At 73.1% G+C, this 23788-nt stretch carries 26 protein-coding genes, 1 tRNA gene and 1 pseudogene; 13 read left to right on the forward strand and 15 right to left on the reverse strand.

All coding sequences use genetic code 11. From position 1 onward, the window contains the following. A pseudogene (locus OJ962_RS27565) lies at nt 1-642 on the forward strand (hypothetical protein); the annotation flags it as partial. Continuing rightward, nucleotides 639-1118: a YbaK/EbsC family protein gene (locus OJ962_RS27570; RefSeq protein WP_202956325.1), complete on the forward strand. Its 480-nt coding sequence runs from the start codon at nt 639-641 to the stop codon at nt 1116-1118. The pseudogene OJ962_RS27565 and the gene OJ962_RS27570, both read left to right, overlap by 4 nt. Here OJ962_RS27570 and OJ962_RS27575 read toward each other — a convergent pair. Then, on the reverse strand, nt 1099-1695 hold the full coding sequence (locus tag OJ962_RS27575; RefSeq protein WP_202956326.1) for a TetR/AcrR family transcriptional regulator: 597 nt from the start codon (nt 1693-1695) through the stop codon (nt 1099-1101). The genes OJ962_RS27570 and OJ962_RS27575 overlap by 20 nt on opposite strands. A 51-nt stretch (nt 1696-1746) precedes the next feature. Between OJ962_RS27575 and OJ962_RS27580 the strand changes: the two genes are divergently transcribed. From OJ962_RS27580 to OJ962_RS27600, 5 genes are read left to right on the forward strand one after another with little or no spacing between them, the layout of a single operon-like run. Further along, entirely contained in the window at nt 1747-2022 is a 276-nt protein-coding gene (locus OJ962_RS27580) for a hypothetical protein (protein WP_202956327.1), read from the forward strand. 41 nt (nt 2023-2063) lie between these two features. After that, a complete protein-coding gene (locus OJ962_RS27585; protein ID WP_202956328.1) occupies nt 2064-2462 on the forward strand; it encodes a YybH family protein in 399 nt (132 codons plus the stop codon). A gap of 4 nt (nt 2463-2466) precedes the next feature. Beyond that, entirely contained in the window at nt 2467-2802 is a 336-nt protein-coding gene (locus OJ962_RS27590; RefSeq protein WP_202956329.1) for a DUF427 domain-containing protein, read from the forward strand. A gap of 17 nt (nt 2803-2819) precedes the next feature. After that, nucleotides 2820-3797: an NAD-dependent epimerase/dehydratase family protein gene (locus OJ962_RS27595; protein ID WP_202956330.1), complete on the forward strand. Its 978-nt coding sequence runs from the start codon at nt 2820-2822 to the stop codon at nt 3795-3797. 19 nt (nt 3798-3816) lie between these two features. After that, nucleotides 3817-4290, forward strand: a complete 474-nt coding sequence (locus tag OJ962_RS27600) for a hypothetical protein (protein ID WP_270006746.1) — start codon at nt 3817-3819, stop codon at nt 4288-4290. Here the strand turns inward: OJ962_RS27600 and OJ962_RS27605 are convergent. The 4 genes from OJ962_RS27605 to OJ962_RS27620 are packed head-to-tail and all read right to left on the reverse strand — an operon-like array spanning nt 4287 to nt 7317. Then, complete coding sequence (locus OJ962_RS27605; protein WP_202956332.1) at nt 4287-5072, reverse strand: ABC transporter permease; 786 nt, start codon at nt 5070-5072, stop codon at nt 4287-4289. The genes OJ962_RS27600 and OJ962_RS27605 overlap by 4 nt on opposite strands. Continuing rightward, nucleotides 5069-6001 (reverse strand): ATP-binding cassette domain-containing protein, encoded by a 933-nt coding sequence (locus OJ962_RS27610; protein ID WP_202956333.1) that lies wholly within the window; start codon nt 5999-6001, stop codon nt 5069-5071. Before OJ962_RS27610 ends, OJ962_RS27605 begins: the two co-directional genes overlap by 4 nt. A 9-nt stretch (nt 6002-6010) precedes the next feature. After that, complete coding sequence (locus OJ962_RS27615) at nt 6011-6835, reverse strand: DUF4097 family beta strand repeat-containing protein (protein ID WP_202956334.1); 825 nt, start codon at nt 6833-6835, stop codon at nt 6011-6013. Further along, entirely contained in the window at nt 6832-7317 is a 486-nt protein-coding gene (locus OJ962_RS27620) for a toxin-antitoxin system HicB family antitoxin (RefSeq protein ID WP_202956335.1), read from the reverse strand. The genes OJ962_RS27615 and OJ962_RS27620 overlap by 4 nt, the downstream gene beginning before the upstream one ends. A gap of 115 nt (nt 7318-7432) precedes the next feature. Between OJ962_RS27620 and OJ962_RS27625 the strand changes: the two genes are divergently transcribed. Next, nucleotides 7433-7882 (forward strand): hypothetical protein, encoded by a 450-nt coding sequence (locus OJ962_RS27625; protein ID WP_202956336.1) that lies wholly within the window; start codon nt 7433-7435, stop codon nt 7880-7882. Nucleotides 7883-7913: 31 nt separating this feature from the next. Here the strand turns inward: OJ962_RS27625 and OJ962_RS27630 are convergent, their stop codons facing one another. The 5 genes from OJ962_RS27630 to OJ962_RS27650 all read right to left on the reverse strand — a co-directional run bounded on the left by OJ962_RS27630 (nt 7914) and on the right by OJ962_RS27650 (nt 11255). Next, nucleotides 7914-8495 (reverse strand): dihydrofolate reductase family protein, encoded by a 582-nt coding sequence (locus OJ962_RS27630; protein ID WP_202956337.1) that lies wholly within the window; start codon nt 8493-8495, stop codon nt 7914-7916. 67 nt (nt 8496-8562) lie between these two features. Beyond that, nucleotides 8563-9402: a helix-turn-helix domain-containing protein gene (locus tag OJ962_RS27635; RefSeq protein ID WP_202956338.1), complete on the reverse strand. Its 840-nt coding sequence runs from the start codon at nt 9400-9402 to the stop codon at nt 8563-8565. Nucleotides 9403-9459: 57 nt separating this feature from the next. Then, nucleotides 9460-9533, reverse strand: a tRNA-Val gene (locus OJ962_RS27640). 19 nt (nt 9534-9552) lie between these two features. Then, nucleotides 9553-10203 carry a LuxR C-terminal-related transcriptional regulator gene (locus OJ962_RS27645; RefSeq protein ID WP_202956339.1) on the reverse strand — a complete coding sequence of 217 codons (651 nt, stop codon included), beginning with the start codon at nt 10201-10203 and terminating at the stop codon, nt 9553-9555. Next, nucleotides 10188-11255: a sensor histidine kinase gene (locus OJ962_RS27650; protein ID WP_202956340.1), complete on the reverse strand. Its 1068-nt coding sequence runs from the start codon at nt 11253-11255 to the stop codon at nt 10188-10190. Before OJ962_RS27650 ends, OJ962_RS27645 begins: the two co-directional genes overlap by 16 nt. A gap of 110 nt (nt 11256-11365) precedes the next feature. On the opposite strand from OJ962_RS27650, the gene OJ962_RS27655 reads away from it, so the two are divergent. After that, nucleotides 11366-12460 (forward strand): serine hydrolase domain-containing protein, encoded by a 1095-nt coding sequence (locus OJ962_RS27655; protein ID WP_202956341.1) that lies wholly within the window; start codon nt 11366-11368, stop codon nt 12458-12460. A gap of 3 nt (nt 12461-12463) precedes the next feature. Here OJ962_RS27655 and OJ962_RS27660 read toward each other — a convergent pair whose 3' ends face one another. Beyond that, entirely contained in the window at nt 12464-14602 is a 2139-nt protein-coding gene (locus OJ962_RS27660) for a MopE-related protein (protein WP_202956342.1), read from the reverse strand. A gap of 366 nt (nt 14603-14968) precedes the next feature. Between OJ962_RS27660 and OJ962_RS27665 the strand changes: the two genes are divergently transcribed. After that, nucleotides 14969-17635: an AAA family ATPase gene (locus tag OJ962_RS27665; protein WP_202956343.1), complete on the forward strand. Its 2667-nt coding sequence runs from the start codon at nt 14969-14971 to the stop codon at nt 17633-17635. Here OJ962_RS27665 and OJ962_RS27670 read toward each other — a convergent pair. Together OJ962_RS27670 and OJ962_RS27675 are read right to left on the reverse strand one after the other, a co-directional pair. Next, nucleotides 17620-18219 carry an SRPBCC family protein gene (locus OJ962_RS27670; RefSeq protein ID WP_202956344.1) on the reverse strand — a complete coding sequence of 200 codons (600 nt, stop codon included), beginning with the start codon at nt 18217-18219 and terminating at the stop codon, nt 17620-17622. The genes OJ962_RS27665 and OJ962_RS27670 overlap by 16 nt on opposite strands. After that, a complete protein-coding gene (locus tag OJ962_RS27675) occupies nt 18216-18749 on the reverse strand; it encodes an ArsR/SmtB family transcription factor (protein WP_202956345.1) in 534 nt (177 codons plus the stop codon). The genes OJ962_RS27670 and OJ962_RS27675 overlap by 4 nt, the downstream gene beginning before the upstream one ends. A gap of 61 nt (nt 18750-18810) precedes the next feature. On the opposite strand from OJ962_RS27675, the gene OJ962_RS27680 reads away from it, so the two are divergent. Further along, the gene (locus tag OJ962_RS27680) at nt 18811-19434 is read left to right on the forward strand and encodes an HAD family hydrolase (RefSeq protein WP_202956346.1); all 624 of its coding nucleotides are present in this window, start codon (nt 18811-18813) and stop codon (nt 19432-19434) included. A gap of 85 nt (nt 19435-19519) precedes the next feature. On the opposite strand, the gene OJ962_RS27685 is transcribed toward OJ962_RS27680, so the two are convergent. Beyond that, nucleotides 19520-20950 carry a putative glycoside hydrolase gene (locus OJ962_RS27685; RefSeq protein ID WP_202956347.1) on the reverse strand — a complete coding sequence of 477 codons (1431 nt, stop codon included), beginning with the start codon at nt 20948-20950 and terminating at the stop codon, nt 19520-19522. A 175-nt stretch (nt 20951-21125) separates the two neighbouring features. On the opposite strand from OJ962_RS27685, the gene OJ962_RS27690 reads away from it, so the two are divergent. Continuing rightward, nucleotides 21126-22100: an NAD-dependent epimerase/dehydratase family protein gene (locus tag OJ962_RS27690; protein ID WP_202956348.1), complete on the forward strand. Its 975-nt coding sequence runs from the start codon at nt 21126-21128 to the stop codon at nt 22098-22100. Beyond that, nucleotides 22097-22996, forward strand: a complete 900-nt coding sequence (locus OJ962_RS27695) for an NAD-dependent epimerase/dehydratase family protein (protein WP_202956349.1) — start codon at nt 22097-22099, stop codon at nt 22994-22996. Before OJ962_RS27690 ends, OJ962_RS27695 begins: the two co-directional genes overlap by 4 nt. A gap of 9 nt (nt 22997-23005) precedes the next feature. Here the strand turns inward: OJ962_RS27695 and OJ962_RS27700 are convergent, their stop codons facing one another. Then, nucleotides 23006-23767, reverse strand: a complete 762-nt coding sequence (locus OJ962_RS27700; RefSeq protein WP_238932121.1) for a tyrosine-protein phosphatase — start codon at nt 23765-23767, stop codon at nt 23006-23008. Between the last annotated feature and the right edge of the window lie 21 nt (nt 23768-23788).

Genomic DNA, 23788 nt, shown 5'->3' on the forward strand with positions numbered 1-23788 from the left:
CTCCGCCTCCCCGCCGCCGATCCCCCGCCGCCGCGGGTCGCCGCCTCGCCCCCGCCCGCCGCGGGTCCGCAGCCGCCCGCGGGGTTGCCGCCCGCCGCCGGTTCTCCGCCGCCGCATCCCGCGGACTCGCCGCCCGCCGCCGGTTCTCCGCCGCCACCCGCGGCCGACTCGCCGCGCGCCGCTGACGCGCCGCCCGCCGCCGATTCGCCGCGCGCCGCCGAGTCGTCGCCCGTCGCCGACTCGTCGCCGCCCGCCGCCGACCCGCCGCCGGACGCGCCCCAGTCGCCGACGATCTTCGAGACCTACATCGCGCCGGCCCCGTCGCGACCGCCGAGCCGCGCCGAGGAGGAGCAGGGCGCCCCCGGTCTGCCCCCGCCCGCGGGCCCCCCGCCCCCCGCACCCGCCCGCCGGGCGCCGCGTGTGGGCCGGCGCGGCGGTCACGACGCGGTCGCCCCCGACGCGTTCCTGCCCGGCCGCAGCCACTATCGCGGGCAGCCGCCCGAGCATCAGCGCACGCAGCCGCCGCGCGACCTGCCCCCGCAACCGCCACCGGCTCCGAAGCAGCCGACGCCGCCGATCGTGATCGCCGGCGCGGTGCTGCTGGCGATCGTGATCCTCGTCGTGCTGCTGATCGCGCTTTGACCGACCTGCCCCGTTCCGCCCGCCGCGTGCGCGACGCCCTGGTCGCGCTCGGCCTGCCCGCCGACATCCACCGGATGGAGGACTCGACCCGCACCGCGCCCGAGGCCGCCGCGGCCGTCGGCTGCGAGGTCGGGGCGATCGTCAAGTCGCTCGTGATGCGCGGGGTGAAGACCGGCGAGCCCGTCCTGGCGCTCGTGTCCGGCTCGAACCGCGCCGACCTCGAGCTCGTGTCCGCGGCCGTTGGCGAGGGCATCGAGCGTCCCGACGCCGCCTACGTGCGCGAGGTCACGGGGTTCTCGATCGGCGGCGTCCCGCCCGTCGGCCATCCCGCTCCGGTGCGCACCGTGCTCGACGAGGACCTGCTGCGCTTCGAGACCGTCTGGGCCGCCGCCGGCAACCCGCACGCGGTCTTCCCGATCGCGCCTGACGCGCTCGCGAGCGCCACCGGCGCGAGGGTCACCCGCCTGGCGGCCTGAGCGCGAACCCGGCCAACACGCCGTCGACGAGCGGCTCGACCTCGGCCTCGGTCAGCCGCCGGTCCTGCCACAGCAGCCGGTAGTACAGCGCGCCGTTGAGCAGGTCGAGCACGAGGTCGCCGTCACAGTCCGGCCGCAGCTGCCCCCGCTCGATGCCCGCGGCCACCAGCCGCAGCGCCGGCTCACGCACCTCGCGCAGGGAGGCGGCGAGCGCTGCGTCGATGCGCTCGTTGCCGGCCGCGGCCGCGAGCAGCTCGGCGGCCGAACGCCGGAGAGGCTGCGCGGCCAGCGTCCGCGCGGCGCGGGTGAAGCCGGCGATCAGGTGCTCGCGCAGCGTCGCGGCCTCGGGCAGCGGCTCCTGGTGCATCGGCGTGGAGGCGATCGCCTCGAGGATCTCGTCGACGTCCGCGTAGCGCCGGTTGACCGCCGGGAGGCTGACGCCCGCGCGGCGAGCGATCTGCTCGCGGCTGAGGCGGTGCCGGCCGACCTCCTCCAACAACTCCACGCAGGCGTCCACGATCGCGCGGTCGATCGAAGGGTCACGCGGACGGCCGCGACGCGGGGGGTTGTCGTTCACGCCCGGCGGGGTAGCATTCCGTTAGTCAGACTAACGGAAAGGGAGGCGGACATGTACGACGTGGAGCGCTTCGGTGGCGAGGTCGCCGGACACGAGGTCGTGCTGGAGTTCGACACGCGGCGCGTGGTCCTCAACCAGGCGAACCTGCTCGTCGACGGTGACCGGGTCGACACCGGGAAGGTCTTCTACGGCGACAAGCAGCTGCGCACGACGCTGGACGACGGCACCGAGGTGGAGGTCGCCTTGCACTCGGGCATGGCCGGCGAGCTCACGCGCGCCCAGCTGCGCCAGGCCGACGGCAGTTGGCGTGATCTCACCAAGCTGTAGCGCCGTGATGAGTTCTCGCGCCCGGTCGCGTCATAACCGGTATGGACGCACAACGTGAGATCCAGACCCTGATCCGGCGCTGGGTCGACGCCGTCGACCGCGCCGATCTCGAAGGCGTGCTCGCCGATCACACGGACGACATCGTGATGTTCGACGTCCCGCCGCCGCACGCGGGCCACCGCGGGATGGCGGAGTACAGAGCGGCCTGGCCCGAGTTCTTGGCCTGGCAGGCCGGCGGCGCGCGGTTCGAGCTGACCGAGTTGGAGGTGACCGCCGGCAAGGACGTCGCCTTCGCCCACGCGCTACTGCGCTGCGGCCCGCCCGAGTGGTACGAGGCCGAGCCGGGCAAGCGGCTGCGGCTCACCTTCGGGCTCCGCCGGGAGGACCGCCGCTGGCGCATCGCGCACGAGCATCACTCGTTCGTGCACCCGTCACCATGAACGTATGTCCGCCCACCGCATCAGCACCACCCCGAGTGAGGCCCGCGTCCGGGTCGAGTCCAACGGCCAGGTGCTCGCCGAGAGCAGTCGGGCCGTCGAGCTGCACGAGACGGGGCTGCCGACCCGCTACTACTTGCCGCGTGAGGACGTCCGCATGGATCTCCTCACGCCCACCGACACCACGTCGCACTGCCCGTTCAAGGGCGACGCGTCCTACTTCTCCGCGCCCGACGTCGAGGACGCGTTCTGGGTCTACGAGCAGCCGTCCGAGGAGGACGCCAAGCCGATCGCCGGTCTGCTCGCCCCGTGGCCCGGCCGGGTTGAAGTGATCGTGGAGTAGCCAGTACATTCATACGTATGCGCATCGTCGTCACGGGCTCTTCCGGTCATCTCGGCGAGGCGCTGTGCCGCGTCTTGCGCGACGACGGGGTCGATGTCGTCTCGACCGACGTCCTCCCGTCGCCGCACACGACGCTCGTGGGCTCGGTCGCCGACCGCGACCTCGTCCGCGAGGCGCTGAGGGGCGCCGACGCCGTCGTGCACGCGGCGACGCTGCACAAGCCGCACGTCGGCTCCCACAGCCGCCAGGAGTTCGTCGACACCAACGTCACCGGCACGCTGAACCTGCTCGAGGAGGCGGTCGCGGCCGGCGTGTCCCGGTTCGTGTTCACGAGCACCACGAGCGCGTTCGGCCGCGCGCTGGTCCCGCCGCCGGGCGCGCCGGCGGCCTGGATCACCGAGGACGTCCGGCCCGTCCCGAAGAACATCTACGGCGCGACCAAGACCGCGGCCGAGGACCTGTGCGAGCTCATTCACCGCGACCACGGCCTGCCGGTCGTGATCCTGCGCACCTCGCGCTTCTTCCCGGAGAGCGACGATCGCGACGACGTCCGGACCGCGTTCGCCGACGCGAACCTGAAGGTCAACGAGCTGCTGTACCGCCGTGTTGACCTCGAGGACGTCGTGAGCGCGCACCGCTGCGCGCTCGAACGGGCCGACGCGATCGGCTTCGGCCGCTACATCATCAGCGCCACGACGCCCTTCACGCGCGACGACCTCGCGGAGCTGCGCACGGACGCGCCCGCCGTCGTCGCCCGCCACTCGCCCGCCTACCCGGCTCTCTACGACCGCCTCGGCTGGCGCATGTTCGACGCGATCGAGCGCGTGTACGTCAACACCGCCGCGCGCGAGGACCTCGACTGGGCGCCGAAGTACGACTTCGCGTTCGCGCTCGAGCGCCTGGCCGCGGGCGAGGAGTGGCGGTCCGAGCTCACCCTCGCCGTCGGCGCGAAGGGCTACCACGCCGAGACGACCGGCGTGTACACCACCCGCTGATCGGGCACCTCTAGCGAGGGTGAGCGTGACCGTCGAGTTCTGCGGGGGCGAGGGCGAGGTCGTCGCGACCGTCAAGCTGGACGAGCGGACGATGTTCTGGAGCGACGGCGTGTTCGCCCGCGGCCCCGCGTACGCCCCGCACGCCGGCTTCTTCGGCGACCTCGAAGCCGCTTCGCGCCGGTTCCAGGCCGCATCCGGCGACGCGGAGCAGCCCGCGTTGGCCGAGCTCGCCGAGATCTGGACGGAGCTCAACCACCACTTCCGCGCCCGCGAGCGGGGCAGCAGCGTCTGGCTGGTCGACGTCGGGCTGCTGCTCGACGGCGAGCGGGCCTCCGTGCGCTACTACGCGCCCGAAGGGCCCGAGACGTTGTCAGACGCGCAGCTGGATGAGCTCGAGCGGGCGATGGAGACCGCGCCGCCCGACGAGCAGCTGGCGGCGGCGCGCCGGTACCTCCCGCGCCTGATCGCGGAGGTCCGCCGCGCGCGCGGCTAGGCCCGCACCGACTTGCGCTCGTACAGGTGGCGGGCCCACAGCCAGCCGATCAGCCCGAGGACGACGACCCAGACGAGGCTCAGCCAGCCGTTGTCGCCGAGCTCGGTGCCGAACAGCAGCGCGCGCAGCGCCTCGATGAACGGCGTGAACGGCTGGTGCTCGGCGAACCACTGCAGCCAGCCGGGCATCGACTCGGTGGGCACGAAGCCGCTGCCGAGGAACGGCAGGATCATGAGCGGCATCGGCAGGTTGCTCGCGCTCTCGACGCCCTTGGCGAACACGCCGAACGCGGCGCCCAGCCAGCACAGCGCGTACCCGATCGCGGTGAGCAGGCCGGCGGCGCCGAGCCAGCCCCACAGCGACGCGTCGCCGCGGAAGCCCATCAGCAGCGCGACCGCGAGCACGATCGCCGTGGCCAGCAGCACCTGGATGAGGTTGCCGAGCACGTGGCCGCTGAGCACGGCCGAGCGGGAGATGTCCATCGTCCGGAAGCGGGCGATGATGCCTTCGGTGAGGTCCTTGGAGACCGACAGTGCGGGGCCGGTGACGCCGCCCGCGATCGTGAGCAGCAGGACGCCGGGCACGACGTAGTCCAGGTAGGCGTCGCTGCCGGCGCCGCCGATGCCGGTGCCGAGCGTGTCGCCGAAGACGTACACGAACAGCACCAGGAAGATCAGCGGGGTCATGATCAGGTACGTGATCACCGGGTAGCGGACCGCGTGCTTGAGGTTGCGGCGCAGCATCGTGGCCGAGTCGGACACGGTGTGGGCGAGGGTGCTCATCGAGCGGCCTCCTGCGTGGCTTCGTGACCCGTCAGCGCGAAGAACACGTCGTCCAGGTCGGGAGTGTGGATGGTGAAGGTGAGCGGCTCGCTCTCCAGCCGGTCCATGACCGCGCGGATGGAGGCGAAGCTGCCGTCGCTCGGCACGTCGAGCGCGAGCGCGGCGTCGTCGCGGGTGGCGTCGGGGAGGGTCGTGGCGGCGTGGGTGAGCGCGTGCTCATCCGAGAACTCGAGCCGGATGCGTCCGCCGGGGACGCGCCGCTTGAGCTCGGCCGGCGTGCCGTCGGCGACGATCGTGCCGCGGTCGAGCACCGCGATCCGGTCTGCCAGCTGGTCGGCTTCCTCCAGGTACTGGGTGGTCAGGAAGATCGTGGTGCCGGCGGCGACGAGCTCGCGGACGATCTGCCACATCTCCACCCGGCTGCGCGGGTCCAGGCCGGTGGTCGGCTCGTCCAGGAAGACGATCGACGGGCGCGAGATGAGCGTCATCGCCAGGTCCAGCCGGCGCCGCATGCCGCCCGAATAGGTCGACAGCGGCTTGCCCGCGGCCTCGGTGAGGTCGAAGCGCTCGAGCAGCTCGCGCGTGCGGCGCGCGCCCTCCTTGCGGCCGAGGTGACGCAGGTCGGCCATCAGGCGCAGGTTCTCCTCGCCCGTGAGCAGGTTGTCGACGGCCGAGAACTGGCCCGTGAGCCCGATCAGGGCGCGGACGGCCTCGGGCTGCGCGACGACGTCGTGCCCGCCGACGCGCGCGACGCCTGAGTCCGGCCGCAGCAGCGTCGAGAGGATGTGGACGATCGTCGTCTTGCCGGCGCCGTTGGGCCCGAGCAGGGCGAACACGCCGGCGGGGGACACGTCGAGGTCGAGCTGGTCGAGCACGACCTTCTCCCCGAAGGACTTCGAGAGCCCTTCGAGTTCGATGGCGGAAGGCATGGTGGGTCCTCAGGAGTCGGAGCGGTGGATGTCGATGGAGCCGTAACCGGTGCGGACGTGGAGCTCGAGCGTCTGCTCGTCCGCGGCGGGGCCGGCGTCGGCGGCGAGGTCGGTGCGGACGACGCCGTACTGCGAGGTCGCGTCCAACCACACCGCGGTGCCGCGGCGCACGCCGACGTCGACGCTCCCGTAGGAGCCGTCGATGCGGATGACGCCGGCGTTGGCCTGCCGCACGCGGACGCTCCCGTAGGCGGAGCGGATGGTCGCGTCGGACGCGGCGGTGCCGAGCTCCAGCGAGCCGCTGGAGGTCTTCAGCTCGGCCGGCCCGTCGACGCGGTCGACCGTGATGGGGCCGTCGGCGCCCGTCAGCTGCAGGGCGCCGCCGACGTGGCCGACGCGCATCGAGCCGGACTTGAAGTGGATGTCGGCGTCGCCGTCGACGTTCGTGACGCGGTAGTCGCCGTGCCCGCCCTTGAGCGTGAGCCGCTCGGCGGAGTCGAGCACGAACTCGCCGAACGGGACCTCGGCGTCCACGGCCGCGAAGCGTCCCGTCATCCGCAGCGTGCCGAACTTGACGGTGGCCTCGACCGCGGACGTCTCGGGGACCTCGACGACGAGGTCGACGGAGTCCTTGCCCGGGCCGAAGATGCGCGGCTTGTGCGGTCCGCGGATTACGACCGCGTCGCCGACCTGGTCCACGCGCACCGCCTCGGCCGAAGCACGGTCACCGGAACGGCGCGGGTTGCTCGGCGAGGCGTCGACCGCGACGTCGGAGCGCGCCTTGGCCAGCAACTGCACGTTGCCGACCTCGAGCTCGACGCGGACGGCGCTCATCGCACCCACCCCGTGTACGAGCTGCCGTGCGAGGGCGGCATCGGTCGCCGCGGCTCGAGCGCCGCGCCGACCGCGCGCACGAACCAGGTGTTGAGCGAGATGCCCTGCGTGGCCGCGGCGGCTTCGGCGCGGGTCTTGAGCGAGTCGGGCAGCCGGAGCGTCGTGCGGCTCGTCGTGCCGTCCTCGTCCTCGACCGGCTCATTCGGCGTGGATGACGCCGATGACACCACCGGTTCCGCGGCCGGCTTCGACACGACGAACTCGACCTCACGGCCACGCAGGCGGACGTCCACGGAACCGGGCGCCAGCTCGCGGGTGATCTCCCCGGCGGCGTCGGAGAGCGCCTCGAAGAACGCGAGGCGGGCGGCCGCGTCGAGCGCGGCGGTCAGCCGCTCGGCGACTTCCTGCGCCTCAGCACCTCCCGCGGCGGCGGCGACGACGAGCTGCCGCTGGAGCTCTTCGACGTAGTTGGCGATCTGCATGGCGCCAGTATGACACCACTTTGGTGTCATTGCAACACCAACTTGGTGGCACGTCGCGTTTGGCCGTCCCCGCCCGTGGTCCGATAGCGTCCTCGCGCGTGACACCGGGGCCGCGATGAAGGCGTCAGCGCTCCTGAACAGCTCCGGTGGAGGCGACTCGGTCACCCTCACGCGGGTTGACGAGATCCTCTACGTCGTGGTCCGCTGGGTGCCACAGGGCTGGGACATGGACGATCCGCCCGAGTCCGAGATCACGCTGTACCGGCAGGGCTTGCCCGACGCCCTGTTTCAGCTGAGCGACGATCTCGCCGCCCACCTCCACCGCCCGTTGAAGGACCTCGCCGGCGAACCCTTCGTGGGCGACTATGCGCTCGGCGCGCGGCACGCTCGGATCGCGCTGGAGTTCGCGGACGCCCCAAAGGACTTCGTCTCCACCCGGTCGAAGGGCGGAGGCATCGTCAGCGTCCGCTGGCGCTCGAACCACTCGTCCTTCGACCTCGCCATGCGCGTCGACATCACCACGCTGGACCGATTCGCCCGCCAGCTGGCGGACCTCGTGACCTAGCTAGCGCTTCTCGCGAATCCGCTCGGAACGGTCACCGACGCACCCGATAGCGCACGTGGAGGACCCGGGTGCCTTGGATCACCACGTCGGGGTCCTCCAGCAGGTGCTGGGCCTCGACGGAGCCGAAGTAGCGCTTGCCGGACCCGAGCACCACGGGCGCGACGTCCATCGCGACCTCGTCGACGAGCCCTGCGGCCAGCATCTGTCCGCCGACGTCGCCGGCGGAGACCTCGACCGTGCGATCGCCCGCCAGCTCCTGCGCCTTGGTCATGGCTGCCTCGACGCCGTCGGCGAAGTGGAACGGCGCCTCGGAATCCCAGCCCTCGGGCGCCGGTCGGTGCGACACGACGACCACGTGAGCGATCCCGCCCGGCGGCTTGCCGCCCCAGCCGTCCGTCAGGTCGAAGACGTGGCGGCCGACGATCGTCACGCCGATCTCGTCCCAGTACGCCCGGGTGAGATCGAAGGACGCCTGCGACACCGTCAGCTGCCCGGTCTCGTCGAGCGGGACGTCGCCGCTCGAGAGCCAGTCGAACAGCGGCCCGGGCTGGTCCTCCGCGTCCGCGATGAAGCCGTCCACCGACACCGTGCTGTACATGACGACCTTGCCCATGGGCGCTCACTCCTGTGCTCGGGGGCGCCCATCCTGGCGTGCCGGGACCGGCACGTCTTGTAGAAAATCAATCGGCTGGAAGCGGTCCCACGTCGAGCACGTGGCCGGGGTGTTCGCGCAGGAAGCGCCGTCGGACGTCGAGGTAGCGGGTGGGCGTCAGCCCTGTGAACGCGCGGAAGTCGTGCCCGAAGTGCGCCTGGTCGTAGTAGCCGGCGCGAAGGGCGAGCTGGACCCAGTCGACGGGGCGGGCGGGATCGATGGCGAGCACCGTCGCGGTGAAGCGATAGGTACGGGCAAGCCGCTTCGGCGTGACGCCGACGACCTCCTTGAACCGCTTTGCCAGGTGCGTGCTGCTGACGCCGGCCGCCGCGCTCAGCTCGCCGATCGCCACCGCTCCCGTCGCCGCCGCGATGACGCTGCTCGTGTGGCGGACCAGCGCCAGGCCGGCGGTCTCGTCGAGCATCCGCACGAGTTGGTCCTCGAGCAGCGTCAGCATCTCCTGCGGGCCGGCCGCCGTGGCCAGCCGGTCTCGCAGCGCAGCGACGGTGGGGCGGCCCCAGACGTCTTCCAGCGTCACCGGCCGGTCACGGAGCTCGCTCGCGGGCATCGGGAGGAACGGCGCCGGACCCCACGGCTTGAAGTGCACGCCGACTGACCGGGTCCCTGGCGGGTAGCCGAACTCCCAGGCGCCGGTCGGCGTGGTGACCACGACGCCGTCGGCGAACTCCGCCGCCTTCAGGTCGGTGCAGGCGCGGACGCGGAACGGCGGCCCGAGGTTCACGATGAGCAGCGCGCCCGCCATCGCTGGCAGCGTCAGCCGGGGGTACGGGGGCGCGCCCTCCAGGTAGTAGAGGTCATCTATCAGCCCATCCAGCGGCGGTCGCGGCAGTCTGGAGACGTACTGCACGCGTCACAGCATCGCCGACGCGACGGCCGAGAGCTACGCGCCTCGGTCCGCGGAGCATGGGCGATACTGGATTCGAACCAGTGACCTCACGCGTGTGAAGCGTGCGCTCTAACCAACTGAGCTAATCGCCCTCTTGAGAGGCGAGCAAGTCTAGCGGCCTGCTTCGAGCTGCGTGAGGACCGCGAGGACGCGACGGTGGTCCTCGTCGGACGGTGGAAGGTCGAGCTTGGCGAAGATGTTGTTGATGTGGTTGGAGACCGACTTCTCGGTGATGACCAGGCGTGCGGCGATGGCGGCGTTGGAGCGGCCCTCGGCCATCACGGCGAGCACCTCGCGCTCGCGTGGCGTGAGCGCGTCCAGGCCGCCGCGCTGGGTGCCCGGGCTGAGCAGCTGACCGACGACCTCGGGGTCCAGGGCGGTGCCGCCGCTCGCCACGCGGCGCACCGCTTCGACGAATTCGCGGACGTCGCCGACGCGGCTCTTGAGCAGGTACCCGACGCCGCCCGCGCGGTCCGACAGCAGCTCGGTCGCGTACAACGGCTCGACGTACTGGGAGAGGATCACGACCGGGAGGCCCGGGATGGCGCGGCGCGCCTCGATCGCCGCGCGCAGACCCTCGTCGGTGAACGTGGGCGGGAGGCGCACGTCGACGACCGCCACGTCCGGCCGCAGCTCCACCAGCCGCTCGGCCAGCCCCGCACCGTCCTCCAGCGCCGCGACGACCTCGAACCCGTAGGCCGTGAACATGCGCTCGAGCCCGTCGCGCAGCAGGCTCAGGTCCTCGGCTAGGACGACGCGCACGGCACCTCCGCCACGACCACCGTCGGCCCGCCCGCGGGGCTCGACACCCGCAGCACGCCGTCGAACGGCGCGAGCCGCGACGCCAGCCCGGACAAGCCGCTGCCCGCGCCCATGACCGCTCCGCCGCGCCCGTCGTCGCGCACGCGCAGCACGACGCGCCCGTCCCGCTCGGCGACCTCGATCGACACCCGCGCCGCGCCGCTGTGACGGATCGCGTTCGTCAACAGCTCGACCGCGCTGAAGTACAGCGCCGACTCGATCGGTGCCGGCAGCCGACGTGTCAGCGAGACCGAGCACGTCACCGGCACGGCGCTGCGCAACGCGAGCGCCTCCAAGGCGCCGCCCAACCCGCGCTCGGCCAACAACGGCGGGTGGATCCCGCGCACGAGCGCGCGCAGTTCCGCCATGGCGGTGTTCGCACCCGACCGCGCCTCCAGCAGCAGATCGCGCGCGGCCGCCGGGTCGCGGTCGAGCATGTCCTCGGCCATCCCGAGCTGCATCGAGACCGCCACCAGCTGGGCTTGCGCGCCGTCGTGGAGATCGCGCTCGATCCGGCGCAGCTCGGACGCCGACGCGTCCAGCGCCGCCGACCGCGTCGCGGTCAGCCACTCGACGCGATCGGCCAACGTCGGCGCGAGCAGCCGCCGCGTGCGCCAGCGCTCGACCCGAAGGAACGGCCGCACCAGCAGCAGCGCGATCCAGATCATCAACGCGCCGACGGGCATCGCGAAGACGGCCAGCGCGAAGTCGTCGACGATGACCCACTGGTACCAGAGCCGGCCGTCGTCCTCGAGCGCCCACAGCAGCGGCATCGCCAACCCCATCAGCCCGGCCGCGAACAGGTCGAGCCAGAACACGGTGAGCAGCGACCCGAGCGGGGTCGCCAGCCACGCCGCGTCTCGCCACCACGCGCCGCCCGCGGGAAGCGGCGGCGTGAAGCGCGCGCGGGCCGCATCCGCGCGGGCCCGCACCCGGGCCGGGCCACCGAGCAGCACGACGAGCCCGACCAGCCCGTCGAGCCCCACGCGCAGCAGCCGCACGATGTCACGCATCAACACCGAACCTAGGGTGCCCCACCGCCGCGACAAGGGTGCCAGCACCTATGCGCATCCAGGTTCCTGTGCGGTCGACGCTTCGCCGTCCAGCGGCGACCTTGCAGCGCATGAGCATCCATCGCCTGGTCACCGGAGCCGCCGTGGCCCTTGCCACGTTCGCGGTCGCCGCACCCACGCACGCCGCCGACACGAAGGCCGAACTCAAGACGCTCGTCAAGGAGGACGGCTATCCCGCCGCGCTGGCGTCGACCCGCACCGCCGGCGGCCGGGTCACGAACACCACGGCCGGCGTCGGCAACCTCAAGACCCGCGAGCGAGTTCCCGTCGACGGCGAGGTCCGCATCGGCTCGAACACCAAGACGTTCACCGCGGTCGTCGTGCTGCAGCTCGTCAAGGAGGGCAAGCTGGAGCTCGACGCGCCGGTCGAGCGCTACCTGCCCGGGCTGATCCCGAACGGCGCGAACATCAGCCTCCGCCAGCTGCTCAACCACACGAGCGGCCTGCCGAACTACACGAACTTCCTCGCCGAGGGCCTGCTGCCCTACCAGCACTGGTACGCCGAGCCGCGCACGCTGCTCGACATCGCGCTCAAGGACAAGCCCACGCATGAGCCCGGCGCGGCCTTCGCCTACAGCAACACGAACTACCTCGTCGCGGGCCTGATCGTCGAGGCGATCACCCACCGCCCGATCGGCGAGCAGATCACCAACCGCATCATCCGCCCGCTCAACCTCAAGCGCACCTACTTCCCGACCCCGGGGGAGGAGCGCCTGCGCGGCCCGCACCCGCACGGCTACCACCACGACGACCCCGCGCTGCCGCTCACGGACGTCTCGGTGCAGGATCCGTCGTTCGGCTGGGCCGCGGGCCAGATGGTCTCGACGCCGAGCGAGCTCAACCGCTTCTTCGTCGCGCTGGTGAACGGTCGCCTGCTCCCGCCGAACCTCATGCGCGAGATGCTGACCACCGTCCCCGCCCCCGACTTCGGCGAGCAGGCCCGCTACGGCCTCGGCATGGTCACCCGCCCGCTGGCGTGCGGCGGCCTCTCCTACGGCCACGGCGGCACGATCACCGGCTACAGCACCACCAACGCGGCGACCGACGACGGCCGCGCCGCCGCGGTCGCCGTCACCAACCTGCCGCGCACGCAGGAGCAGCACCGCCGCATCGAGGCGGTCGTCGAGCGGGCGCTCTGCGACTAGCGATCAGTCGCAGAGCTCGCGCGGCGTGGTCTGGTCGGGCGGCGCGCACAGCGGCTGCGTGATCGGGACCTTGCCCCGGCGCAGCGCGTAGCGGGCGATCTTGGTGTTGTAGCCCGGCGCGCCGACCCAGACCTCGACGGTCTGGCCCGCCCTGAACGTGCGCTGCTTGGCGTTCAGGGACCCGATCACCGAGGAGGCGTTGCCCTTGAGCTTGCCGGGCTTGAGCGCCTTGGTCTTGAACGGGCACTTCGCGCCCTTGCAGGTGATCTTCACCGACCACCCCGCGGGGAAGCGCTGCGTGACCTTCAGGGCCTTCAACGTGAGCTTGCGGCCGACGACGTTCCAGCTGGTGACGACCCCGGAGTCGAGCGTCGGGAACGGGGCGACGATCCGGTCGCAGTTCTCGTCGACCGCGTTGCCCCGGACCTCGACGGCTCCCGGGCGGACCTGCGCGTCGCCGTCGTTGCAGTCCTGCGCGGCGGCGAACCCGTCCTGGTCGGCGTCGACCGGCCCGGGCAGGACAACCGGCCCGCCGCCACCGCCACCACCGCCGCCGCCACCGCCGGCGCTGGGCGCCTCGGCGACCGCGATCGACACGGTCGCGGCGGCGCCCGGCACGCCGCGTCCTTCGCCGCGGAACGTGAAGCTGTCGACGCCGCCGAAGCCGTCCCGCGGGTGGTAGACGGCCTGGCCGCCGCTGACATCGACCCGGCCCGCAGCGGGAAGTCCGACGGTCAGCGTGACGGCGTCGCCGTTGGCGTCGGTGCAGGTCAGCGGCACGGTCACCGGCGTGTTGTGCGCGGTCGCGACGCTCACCGACTGGCACGAGGGTGCGAAGTCGCGCTCGAGCGTGGCCAGCACGCCCGTGGCGAACCCGGTCGCGTACACCGACAGCCCGCGCGAGTCGATCGCGATCCGGCCCGGCCCGTCGCCGAGCGCGGCGAGCCCTTGGCAGGCGCCCGCGCTGCCGCTGTGGGAGATGCAGCCGCGCGGGCCGCCGCGCCGCGTCGGGGCTCCCGTCGTGGGGTCGATGCGATACGACAGCAGCGCGTTCTTGCCCGCGTCGGTCGAGACCAAGGCGAGGACCTCGCTGCCGTCGGGAGTGACCTCGAGGTCGGAGAAGCCGGATGACGGCGGCCCCGCGGCGCCGGCGCACCCGGGCTTCGTGCCGCTGCAGCCGGCCTGCGTCAACAAGCCGGTCGCGGCATCGCGCGTATAGGTGACGAGGCCGTCGGTGCCGCCCACGTGCACGTGACGGCCGTCCGCGGACACGGTCGTGACCCGAGCGCTGAGGAGCGCGTCGCTGCCGTCCTTGCATTCCCCGGTGCCGCCACTGCCGTTCCAGCTGATGCACCCGCCGAGATTGCCGGCGACCGGCTGCGACAGCGCGCCGGTGGTCGAGCGGGCCAGGACCGTGATTCCGCCGGGGCTGAACGGCACGTACAGGTGCTTGCCGTCCGGCGAGACCCGCAGCTGCAGGCCCTCGCCGGCGAGGCCGTGCGCCGCCGTCGCGCAACCCGGGATCGGGGCCGTGACGATGCACCCGGTGGTGCCGGCCTTCTGCACGAGGCGCGAGCTGGCCGGATCGCGGTCGAAGACGGCGAGCCCGCCGTTGGTCCGCAGGTAGACGTTCTGGCTGTCCGGGCTCACGGCGATCGCCCACGCACCGGCGCTCCCGCGGGACGGGTCGCACGGCGCGGAGGGGCCGTTGCAGCCCACGTACGTCAACGCCCCGTTGGCGGGGTTGCGGGAGAAGACGGACAGGGCGCTGTTGCCGATCGCGTACACGCTCAGGCCGTCCGGGCTGACCGCCACGTCGCTCACGCCGCCGATCGCCGGGATGCCGTGCGCGAGGGTGCACGGCGTTCCGCCCGCGCCGTGACAGCCGTCGCTGCCGAAGCGCATGGTCACGGCCCCGGTCGTGGGGTTGCGGTTGAACACGTGCAGGGCGGCGTACGTCGAGTCGCCGTTCGAGGCCGTGCCCACGTACAACTGCTTGCCGTCGCTGCTGACCGCGACGCCCTGGGCGTGCGTCGGGAGGATCGCCGTGCAGCCCTGCGAAGCCACGCGCGTGAGGCAGCCGCTCAGGTACAGATCCCCGTCCGCCGCGTGGGCCGTCCCGGCCCCGACGGACAGGAGCACCGCCGCGATCAATCCGACAATCCGTGTCAATTCAGTTCTCCAAGATGCTTCGCCGGGCTGAACCGCAACGCTAGCCCGGCCCGCTCCGCAGCGTCAATCGCGCTAGCCGTACGGACAGCTCGTCGCCGTGGTGCGGCTAGCCGACCGGGGAAACCTCAGGACCGAATCGCGGGGGCGTCACCGATGCGGTTACCCCCCAACGGACGGAACCGCCTACACCCGGTGGCAGCGGCTGCGGTTCCCCGGCTTCATGGTGCCGCTGCGAGTGACCGTGAAGACCACCGACGAGGCGACGACTGGGCGTGAGCGGCCTCCCGGTTCAGGACAAGCCTGTTCTCTGACGCCTCCGCGCCATAGGATCGGCGCGTGCAAGACGACCTCATCGAGCGCGACGCCGAACGCGCGGCCCTCGACGAGGCCCTCGCCGCGGCCGTGAGCGGCACGGGGCGGCTGATCGTGATCGAAGCCGCCCCGGGCCTCGGCAAGACCCGGCTGCTGAAGACCCTGCATGACGCACCGGGCCGCGTCCTACGGGCGCGAGGCTCCGAGCTGGAGGCCACGTTCGCGTTCGGCGTCGTGCACCAGCTGCTCGACGCCGTCGTGCTCGCGTCCCCCGACACCGTGTTCGAGGGCGCGGCCCGGCTCGCGCAGCCGATCTTCAGCGAGGCTCGCCCGGAGCAGGAGGACCTGCTACCGCTGCTGCACGGGCTCGCGTGGTTGGTCACAGGCCTCGCGGCCGAGCGCCCGCTCATCCTCCTGGTCGACGACGCCCAGTGGGCGGACGAGCCGTCGCGGCGCTTTCTCGCGTTCCTGGCCAAGCGGATCGACGGCGTGCCGCTGCTGCTGGCCGTCGCCACCCGCCCCGCGCACGACGACCCGGCCCTGAGCGAGCTGATCAGCGAGCCCGACGCCCGCGTGCTGCGGCCCCGCGGGCTCACCGAGGACGGCACGCGCGCCTTCCTCGCCCGCGCGGAGCTCGATCCCGCGCTGGCCGCGTCCTGTCACGCGAGCACGGGCGGCAACCCGTTCTATCTCGGCGAGCTGGCGCGCGAGCTGCCCGCGCCGAACCCCACCGCGCTCGGCCCGCGCGCGGTGGCCGAAGCGGTCAAACGGCGCCTGGATCGCGAGGCGCTGGCGCTCGCCCGTGCAGTCGCCGTCCTGGGTGACGGGACCGACCTGGCGGCGACGTTCGCCGGCGTGGAGGACCCGGACGCCGCCACCCGCCGCCTCGTCTCCGCGGGCGTCCTCGAGCCGGATCTCACCTTCGCGCACCCGATCGTCCGCAGCGCGATCTACGCCGACATCCCGGCCGCGGAGCGCGCCGCGGCCCACGCACGCGCCGCCGCGCTGCTGGCGTCCCGCCACGCGAGCCCCGAGCGGCTCGCCGCGCACCTGCTCGAGGCGCCGCCCGCGCACGATCCGGCCACGGTCGCGACGCTCCGGCACGCCGCCCGCCGCGCCCGCGAGCTGGGCGGGGCGAGCAGCGCCGCCGCCTACCTCACCCGCGCGCTGCGGGAACCTCCGCCCGCCGACCAGCGCGCGGAGGTCCTGACCGAGCTCGGCGCCGCCGAGGCGCGCGCCGGCCACGCCGCGGCCACCGAGCATCTCGAGCAGGCGATCGAGCTCGCCGCCGACGAGCCCGCGCGCACCCGCGCCGCGATCGAGCTCGCGCGCGTGCTCAAGTTCCGCGGCGAGTCGGTGCGCGCGGTCCCGATCCTCGAGCGCCGCCACGCGGACGGGCCGCTGGGGGAGGAGCTCGAGATCGAGCGGCTCGGCCTCGCGTACCTGTCGGTCGCCGCGCGCGCCGCGATCCGCCGGTCGCTGACCGATCCGGGCGGCGTGCCGCGGACCCGGCTGGAGGCGTTCACGCTCGCCGCGCTCGCGTTCGACGCGGGTGCCCGCGGCGACCACGCCGACACGGTTGCCGACCTCGCCACCCGCGCGCTGGCCGGCGAGCTGCTCCCGCCCGACCCGCTGGGCGGCGGCTACGCGTACCTCATCATCGGCGTCGCGCTGATGTGGGCCGACCGGCTCGACGAAGCCGCGCAGCTGTACGCGAACCTGCGCGCCGAGGCGCGCCGGCAGGGCTCCGTGGTGCTGCTGGCGACCGCGGCGGGCCAGAGCGCGCTCGTCAACGAGCGCCGCGGCGCGCTCCCCGAAGCGGCCGCCGACGCGGCGGAGGCCCTCGCGCTCGGCCGCGAGGCGACGGGCACCGAGGCCCTGCTCAACAGCGCCCGCGCGAGCGCGGTGACCGCGGCGTTGGAACGCGGCGAGGCCGTCGACGAGACCGTGCTCGACGGCGAGCCGGACACGATGCCGTACATGCTCGTCCTGCACGCGCGCGCCGAGGCGCGGGCGGCGCGCGGCGACCTGCCCGGCGCGATCGCGGACTTCCGGGCCTGCGGCGCCTACGGGCAGTCGTGGGGCGGCGAGAACCCGTCGGTGTCCGCGTGGCGCTCGCGCGCCGCGACGCTGCTCACCGACCTCGGCGAATATGACGAGGCGCACGCGCTCGTGCGGGAGGAGCTCAAGCTCGCGCGCGCGTTCGGCGCGCCGCGGGCGATCGGCGTCGCGCTGTGCGTGGCCGGGACGATCGGCGCCCAGCCGCCGTTGCCGGCGCTCAAGGAGGCCGTGGCCGTGCTGGAGGAGACGCCCGCGCGGCTCGAGCTCGCCCGCGCGCTGGTGAGCCTGGGCAGCGCGCTGCGCCGCGGTGGCCAGCGCGCCGCGGCGCGCGAGCCGCTCGCCCGCGGACTCGACCTCGCCACCCGCTGTGGCGCCGCCCCGCTGGTACGCCGCGCCCACGAGGAGCTGCTGGCGGCCGGCGCGCGTCCGCGGCGGATCGCGCTCAGCGGCCGCGACGCACTCACGCCCAGCGAGCGGCGGGTCGCCGAGCTCGCGGCCAGCGGGCTCACCAACCGCGGCATCGCGCAGCAGCTGTTCGTGACCGAGAAGACGGTCGAAGCGCACCTGCGCGGCGCGTTCCAGAAGCTCGAGATCAGCTCCCGGACGCGGCTGGCTCAGGTGCTCGCCTGAGCCCAGAGCGCGTCCGCGCGCGTCTCGGCCGCCGCGTACTGCTCCTCGGACGGGTCGTAGAGCGTCACGATCAGCATGCCGTCGCCGCTCGGCTTGACGCCCAGCACGGCCAGCTCGGCGCCGTCCGCGAAGCCGCGCTGGTAGCGCGACGCATGCCACTCCGTCCCCGGCAGCTCGACCATCCGCGCCTTCCCCGAGCGCGTGATCGTGCGTCGTGCGCCGTCCGGGGCGAACGCGAGCCGGTGCCGGAGCTGGTTGAGGAACGTGATCCAGCCCTCCTCGATGTCGCCGTAGACGTCCTTCCACTCGAGCGCGTCGAGATCACCCGGCTTGGTCACGCGGATCAGCGTGCGGTCTTCACCCGCCTCGACCAGCTCGATCAGGCCGTCCTCGGGCATCTCGATCCGGTCCGGCGGCCGCAGCGTCGCGTGGTCCTCGAAGATCAGCTTGATCTCGGCCTCGAGCCCGTCGTACTCCCAGCCGAACCAGTGGCGGACCTGCTCGGGCTCGGTCAGCGCGCGCCAGACGGCGTCGCGCGGCGCGTCGACCGTGACCTCGACGCGGAACGGCTTGTCCATGCTCATGCCGGGTGGCCTCCGATCAGCACTCGGTACTTGCGTTCTCCGGGGCCGAGCTCGGCCGCCAGCTCGGCGATGCGGGCGGCCAGCGCGTCGGCGAAGCGCTCCAGGTCGGCGGGGCGGTTGAAGCCGACCTCCGCCTCGACCGCGAACGTGAGCAGCCGCTGCCCGCGTTCCGCGGCCGCCGAGCGGGCTGCGGCGACGTCACGCACGAGCCGCGCGCCGCCGGCCAGCAGCGTGTCCGCCGCGAACCGGTCCTGCTCCTCCGGCATCGCGCCGACGACCGTCGGCTCCACGATCACCGCGTGGCAGCTCGCGCGCACGACGCGCTCGACGCACCCCCGCCGTGCGCGCTCCTCGACCAGCTCGACGAGCCCTTCGCGCTCGAGCGCGCGCACGTGGTAGTTGACGCGCTGGCGTGACTCGCCGAGCGCGCCCGCCACCTCCGTGGCCGAGGCCGGCGCCTCCCGCAACCGCTCCAGCACCGCGCGGCGCAGCGGCGACAGCGGTGCCGAGACCAGATCGAGCGTCGCCATATGGGGCCTATCCTCTATTAGGAAACTGAATTTGTCAAATGGAGTGCCGATGAAGGGGTGGATGGAGCGCATCGTGATCTTCGATCTCGACGACACGCTCGTGCACTCCAGTGCCGTGCGTGAGGCGTTCGCGTGCGTCGCCCGTGAGCGCGGGATCGACCAGGCGCTCATGACCCGCACGTTGGACGCGCTTCCCGGCCGTCCGGCGCAGGACATCTTCGAGTGCCTGGGCTGCGACACGGCCGACGCGCAGAGCGCCACCGAGCGCTTCCTCGCGCGCCTGGACGAGCTCAACGGCGTGCTGCCGACCGTCGCCTACGCCGACGCCGACGCGACGCTGCGTGAGCTCGCCGCCCGCGGCACCAAGCTCGTGCTCTCCACCGGCTCCTCCCCCGAGCGGGCCCGCCGGGTCATCGACCAGGAGGGCTGGGAGTTCGAGGTCGTCCTCGGCTCCACCGACGCCTGCCGCAAGGGCCGCGCCCACTACGAGCAGGTCAGCGCGGACATGAGCTGGACCCGCCGCGCGATCACCGTCGGCGACAGTCCGACGGACATGCGCCTCGGCGCCGAGCACGGCGTCCCGGTCCGGATCGCCATCGACCGCGACGGCGACCCCCGCCCGCTCCTGGCGGCCGGCGCGACCCACGTGGTCCGCGCCCTCTCCGAGATCCTCACGATCGTCTGAATCTAAAGGGGGACAGTCCCCTTTTAGGAAACTCAGCCGCGCCTAACTTTCCTAAAGAGGGACAGTCCCTCTTTAGGAAAAGGCATCAGGCGCGGAAGGGCTTGGCGGAGGAGCGGGAGGGCTTGGAGGTGCCCGTGCCCTCGAAGAAGCCGCTGACGCGGTAGGCGCCGCGGCGCAGGCGCGGGATGTCGCGGTAGAAGCCGCCGCCCTTCTTGACCGAGCCGCGGGTGCGCATGACGACGACCCACTTGCCGCCGCGCTTGCGCTCGACGGTCAGCCGCACGTAGCCGGCGACCGCGCCCTGGACACGCCCGCTCAGACGCGTGGCGGAGCCGCGGACGGAAACCGACGTCTCGCCCGCCTGGCGCGCACCCGCGGTGCCGCTCGTACGGGCCTTGGCGGCGCCGTTGCCGCCGGTCGAGATGGTCGTGATCGGGCCGGGAGTCGGCGTGGGCGCGGGCGGCGTCGGCGCGACGGGGACGGGCGCGACCGGGGCCGGCTCCTCGAGGGGCGCGACCGGCGTCGGGGTGGGGGTCGGGGTCGGGGTCGGGGCGGGCGGGACCTTGACGAGCACCGCGGCCTGGCCGCCCGCGAGCGTCACGGACGGCTGCTGAAGACCGTCGAGGTCCCGGTAGCCCTCGGGCACCGTGAGCGTGCGCGTCTCGCGGTACGGCTCGTTGACGAAGACGATGCCCTTCTGGAAGTCACGTCGCCACGCGCCCGCGACGACCTGCGTGCGATTGCCGGCCGCCGGCCCGAGGTCGGTGCTGTAGCCGGCCCACACGGCTCCGGGAGCGGTCGCGGCGTCGTTGGCGATCGCGGACCGGCCGAGCTGGTCGGTGAGCAACTGGCTGGCCAGGCCGTACAGGCGCGGCGCAGGCGCCGATGTCGAGTGGTCGAGGATGACGCCGGCGCCACGGAGCTGCTGGGACTCGGCCCAGGCAGCGAGGGTCTGAAAGCCGTAGGTGCCACCGCCGCTGCTGTACACGGTGCTGACGAAGCCGCCCTCGACGGACACGGCGCTCGCCGCCTGCAGCTCGCGCAGCACGTTCCCGCTGTTGCCCTTGTACCACAGCACGTCGTGGACGATCTCGGTGCTCGGCAGCGCCGCGCGCACCGCGACCATGAAGTCGGCCAGGTACTTCTGCCAGTTGCCCTCGGTCATCGTCATGCCCGTGCGCGGGTCCTTCGGGGAGCGCTGGGCGCCGCCGGACGTGTAGGTGCGGCGCTCCATGAAGACGTCGTCGATGAACAGCGCATTGCCGCCCGCCACCGCCGCCTGGGCACGCTGGATCCACCACGTGCGAAAGGCTGCGTTGCCGAAGTCCGCCGCGGGCTTGCCGTTGACGTAGAGCGGCGCGTTGCCCGTGTCGCGCAGCTGCCAGCTCGGGTTGGCGGCGACGTCGGCGGGCTCGAGCGCGTACGCGTGCAGCGTCACGGTCGCGGCGCCGCTGGGTGCGGTCTTGGAGCGCACGGTCTTCGTCGCGCCGAACGCGTCGGCGCAGCAGGTCAGCATCGATATGGCGATGAGGCCAGCGGTCAGCGGGCCCCTGGACGTACGCAGCATGGGGGTTTCCTGGTCGGGACGGTCGGAGCGAGGGCGGCGGCCCTCACCCTTGGTTTTCGGCCGCCACCGACCACTTCTGTAGACGTGCGGCCGCGCCACGCCGCGCCGTCTAGGCTTCCCGCCGATGGGACGGACGCTGATCACGGGCGGTGCGGGCTACATCGGCATCGAGCTCGCCGACGAACTGCTGAACGCCGGGCGCGAGGTGACGGTCCTCGATCGCCTCCTGCACGGCCAGACCGACCGGGCGGACGAGCTGCGTGAGCGCGGCGTCACGGTCATCGAGGGCGACATCCGCGACCCGGTGGCGCGCGGCCACGCGCTGAAGGGCGCCGAGGCCGTCGTGCACCTGGCCGCGATCGTCGGTGACCCGGCGTGCGCCCGCGACCCGGAGCTCGCGCAGGAGGTCAACGTCGACGCGTCCCTCGCGCTCGCCGCCGAGGCGGGCGAAGCGGGCGTCGAGCACTTCGTGATGGCTTCCACGTGCTCGAACTACGGGCGCATGGCCGACCCGACGACGCCGATCGACGAGACCGGCGTGCTCGCGCCGGTCAGTCTCTACGCCGAGCAGAAGGTGACCGTCGAGACGCACCTGCTCTCGCTGGACGCGGCACCGTTCGCGGTCACGTGCCTGCGCTTCGCCACGGTCTACGGCGTCGCGCCGCGGATGCGCTTCGACCTGACCGTCAACGAGTTCACGCGCGACCTGTGGGCGCAGCGCGAGCTCGAGGTCTTCGGCGAGCAGTTCTGGCGACCCTACGTGCACGTGCGCGACGCCGCGCGCGGCATCCGCACCGTGCTCGAGGCGCCGCGCGAGCTGGTCGCCGGCGAGGTGTTCAACGTCGGCGACACGCGCGAGAACTACCGCAAGCTGGACCTCATCGAGCGCATCCGGGAACAGACCGACAAGGGCACGGTGTCCTTCGTCCAGCGCACGGAGGACCCGCGCGACTACAAGGTCTCCTTCGAGAAGGTCAAGGCGAAGCTCGGCTACGAGATCACCAAGACGGTCCCGGAAGGGATCGGCGACCTGCTGGCGGCGCTCGACGCCGGCCGGTTCCCGGACGCCTTCGAGCGCCGCTATCGGAACATCCCGTGACCCGCGCACTGGTAACCGGCGGCGCCGGGTTCATCGGCTCGCACCTGGTCGACGCGCTGGTCGCGCGCGGGCACGACGTGGCCGTGATCGATCACCTGAGCCGTGGCCACACCGACAACCTCGCGGGAGCGCTGGAAACCGGCGTGGAGCTGCACAAGGCCGATGTGACGGACGTGAACTCGATGGTGGCCGCGTTCCAGGCCTTCCGGCCGGCGGTCGTCTATCACCTCGCCGCGCAGATCGACGTCCGCCGCTCCGTGCAGGACCCGTCGACGGACGCGCACGTGAACGTCGGCGGGACCGCCGCCGTGCTGGAGGCGGCCCGCGAGGTCGGGGCGCCGCGCGTGATCCTGGCCAGCACCGCGGGCGTCTACGGCGACCCTGAGGTGCTGCCCACGCCCGAGCATGCACCGGTGGCGCCACTCAGCCCGTACGGGGCGAGCAAGGCCGCGGCCGAAACGTACATGCAGCTGTTCGAACGCCTGCACGGGCTGTCGACGCTGTCACTGCGGATGGCCAACGTGTACGGCCCGCGCCAGGACCCGGGCGGCGAGTCGGGCGTGGTCGCGATCTTCGCCGGCGCCGCCCGCGAGGGCCGCCAGGCGGTCATCTACGGCGACGGCACGCAGACGCGCGACTACGTGCACGTCTCCGACGTCGTCGCCGCGTTCGTGGCCGCCGGGGAGTCCGCGGTCACCGGCGCGCTCAACGTGTCGACGGGAAGCGAGACGAGCGTCATGGAGCTCGCCCGGCTGCTCGGCCTGGAGCCCGAGCAGCGTCCGGGCCGGGCCGGCGAGATCAGCCGCTCGTGCCTGGATCCGAGCCGCGCGGAGCAGGCGCTGGGCTGGCGTGCGCAGGTGCCGCTCGCGGACGCGCTGGCGGACGTCGCGGGCTGAGCGCTCGCGTCAGCGACTTCCCAGGCGCCAGCGCCGCCGGCGGGGCGCGGAAGCGCTCGGCGCGGGCGGCAGCGGCTCGCCCGCGAGGATCGCGGCGGGCGCCTCGGTGACCATCCAGCGGGCTCGCGGGTGGTCCGTGGCGGCCAGCGCGTCGGCGAGCGTGGCGCGCCCGCCGACCGCGTGCGCGTCGCCCGCGATCACGTGCGCGCGGCCCTCCGCGATCAGCGCGTGGCCGAGGGCGCACGCGCGCGAGCGCTTGCCCGCCACCAGGGAGGCCGCCGTGAGCTGGACCAGGACACCGCCGTCGACGAGCCGTCCGAGGCGCTCGGGGTCGCGCTGGAAGGTCGGGTTGCGCTCCGGGTGCGCGAGCAGCACGCGGAAGCCGCGTGTGCGGATCCGGAACAGCAGCTCCTCGAGCACCGGCGGCAACTCGCCGTACGGCGTCTCCACGAGCAGGTCCGTGCCGCCCCCGCCGTAGGACGCGATCCGCAGCGCCTCTTCGCTCTGGTGCTGCGCCCACACGGCGTCGACCTCGCCGCCGGTGACGATCTCCAGCGCCACGCCGCGCGTCCGCACCGTCTCCTGGAGCGTGGCGACGCGCCCGGGCAGCTCCTCGACGCGCACGTCCGGGTAGTCGTGGCGCAGATGCGGGGTGGCCGCGATCGTCCGCACGCCGGAGGCCGCGAGGTGCTCGGCCAGGGCCAGCGCGCCCGCCTCGTCGGACGGGCCGTCGTCGAGCCCTGGCAGCAGGTGCGCGTGTAGGTCGATCAGGGCTCTGTCAACATCGGGAAC

This window comes from Solirubrobacter deserti (assembly GCF_027587175.1).
GTDB classification, from domain to species: Bacteria; Actinomycetota; Thermoleophilia; order Solirubrobacterales; family Solirubrobacteraceae; genus Solirubrobacter; species Solirubrobacter deserti.

Bases quoted from the DNA above. Each gene is read 5' to 3' on its own strand.
- OJ962_RS27685 (WP_202956347.1), bottom strand. From the start codon at position 20,950: ATGCTGACCTGCTGCGCCGACGCGTTCGGCGCGACGAAGACCGTGCGC.
- OJ962_RS27630 (WP_202956337.1), bottom strand. From the start codon at position 8,495: ATGGGCAAGGTCGTCATGTACAGCACGGTGTCGGTGGACGGCTTCATC.
- OJ962_RS27590 (WP_202956329.1), top strand. From the start codon at position 2,467: ATGTCCGCCCACCGCATCAGCACCACCCCGAGTGAGGCCCGCGTCCGG.
- OJ962_RS27580 (WP_202956327.1), top strand. From the start codon at position 1,747: ATGTACGACGTGGAGCGCTTCGGTGGCGAGGTCGCCGGACACGAGGTC.
- OJ962_RS27655 (WP_202956341.1), top strand. From the start codon at position 11,366: ATGAGCATCCATCGCCTGGTCACCGGAGCCGCCGTGGCCCTTGCCACG.
- OJ962_RS27605 (WP_202956332.1), bottom strand. From the start codon at position 5,072: ATGAGCACCCTCGCCCACACCGTGTCCGACTCGGCCACGATGCTGCGC.
- OJ962_RS27615 (WP_202956334.1), bottom strand. From the start codon at position 6,835: ATGAGCGCCGTCCGCGTCGAGCTCGAGGTCGGCAACGTGCAGTTGCTG.
- OJ962_RS27670 (WP_202956344.1), bottom strand. From the start codon at position 18,219: ATGAGCATGGACAAGCCGTTCCGCGTCGAGGTCACGGTCGACGCGCCG.
- OJ962_RS27625 (WP_202956336.1), top strand. From the start codon at position 7,433: ATGAAGGCGTCAGCGCTCCTGAACAGCTCCGGTGGAGGCGACTCGGTC.
- OJ962_RS27650 (WP_202956340.1), bottom strand. From the start codon at position 11,255: ATGCGTGACATCGTGCGGCTGCTGCGCGTGGGGCTCGACGGGCTGGTC.
- OJ962_RS27680 (WP_202956346.1), top strand. From the start codon at position 18,811: ATGGAGCGCATCGTGATCTTCGATCTCGACGACACGCTCGTGCACTCC.
- OJ962_RS27595 (WP_202956330.1), top strand. From the start codon at position 2,820: ATGCGCATCGTCGTCACGGGCTCTTCCGGTCATCTCGGCGAGGCGCTG.
- OJ962_RS27675 (WP_202956345.1), bottom strand. From the start codon at position 18,749: ATGGCGACGCTCGATCTGGTCTCGGCACCGCTGTCGCCGCTGCGCCGC.
- OJ962_RS27690 (WP_202956348.1), top strand. From the start codon at position 21,126: ATGGGACGGACGCTGATCACGGGCGGTGCGGGCTACATCGGCATCGAG.
- OJ962_RS27610 (WP_202956333.1), bottom strand. From the start codon at position 6,001: ATGCCTTCCGCCATCGAACTCGAAGGGCTCTCGAAGTCCTTCGGGGAG.
- OJ962_RS27620 (WP_202956335.1), bottom strand. From the start codon at position 7,317: ATGCAGATCGCCAACTACGTCGAAGAGCTCCAGCGGCAGCTCGTCGTC.
- OJ962_RS27585 (WP_202956328.1), top strand. From the start codon at position 2,064: ATGGACGCACAACGTGAGATCCAGACCCTGATCCGGCGCTGGGTCGAC.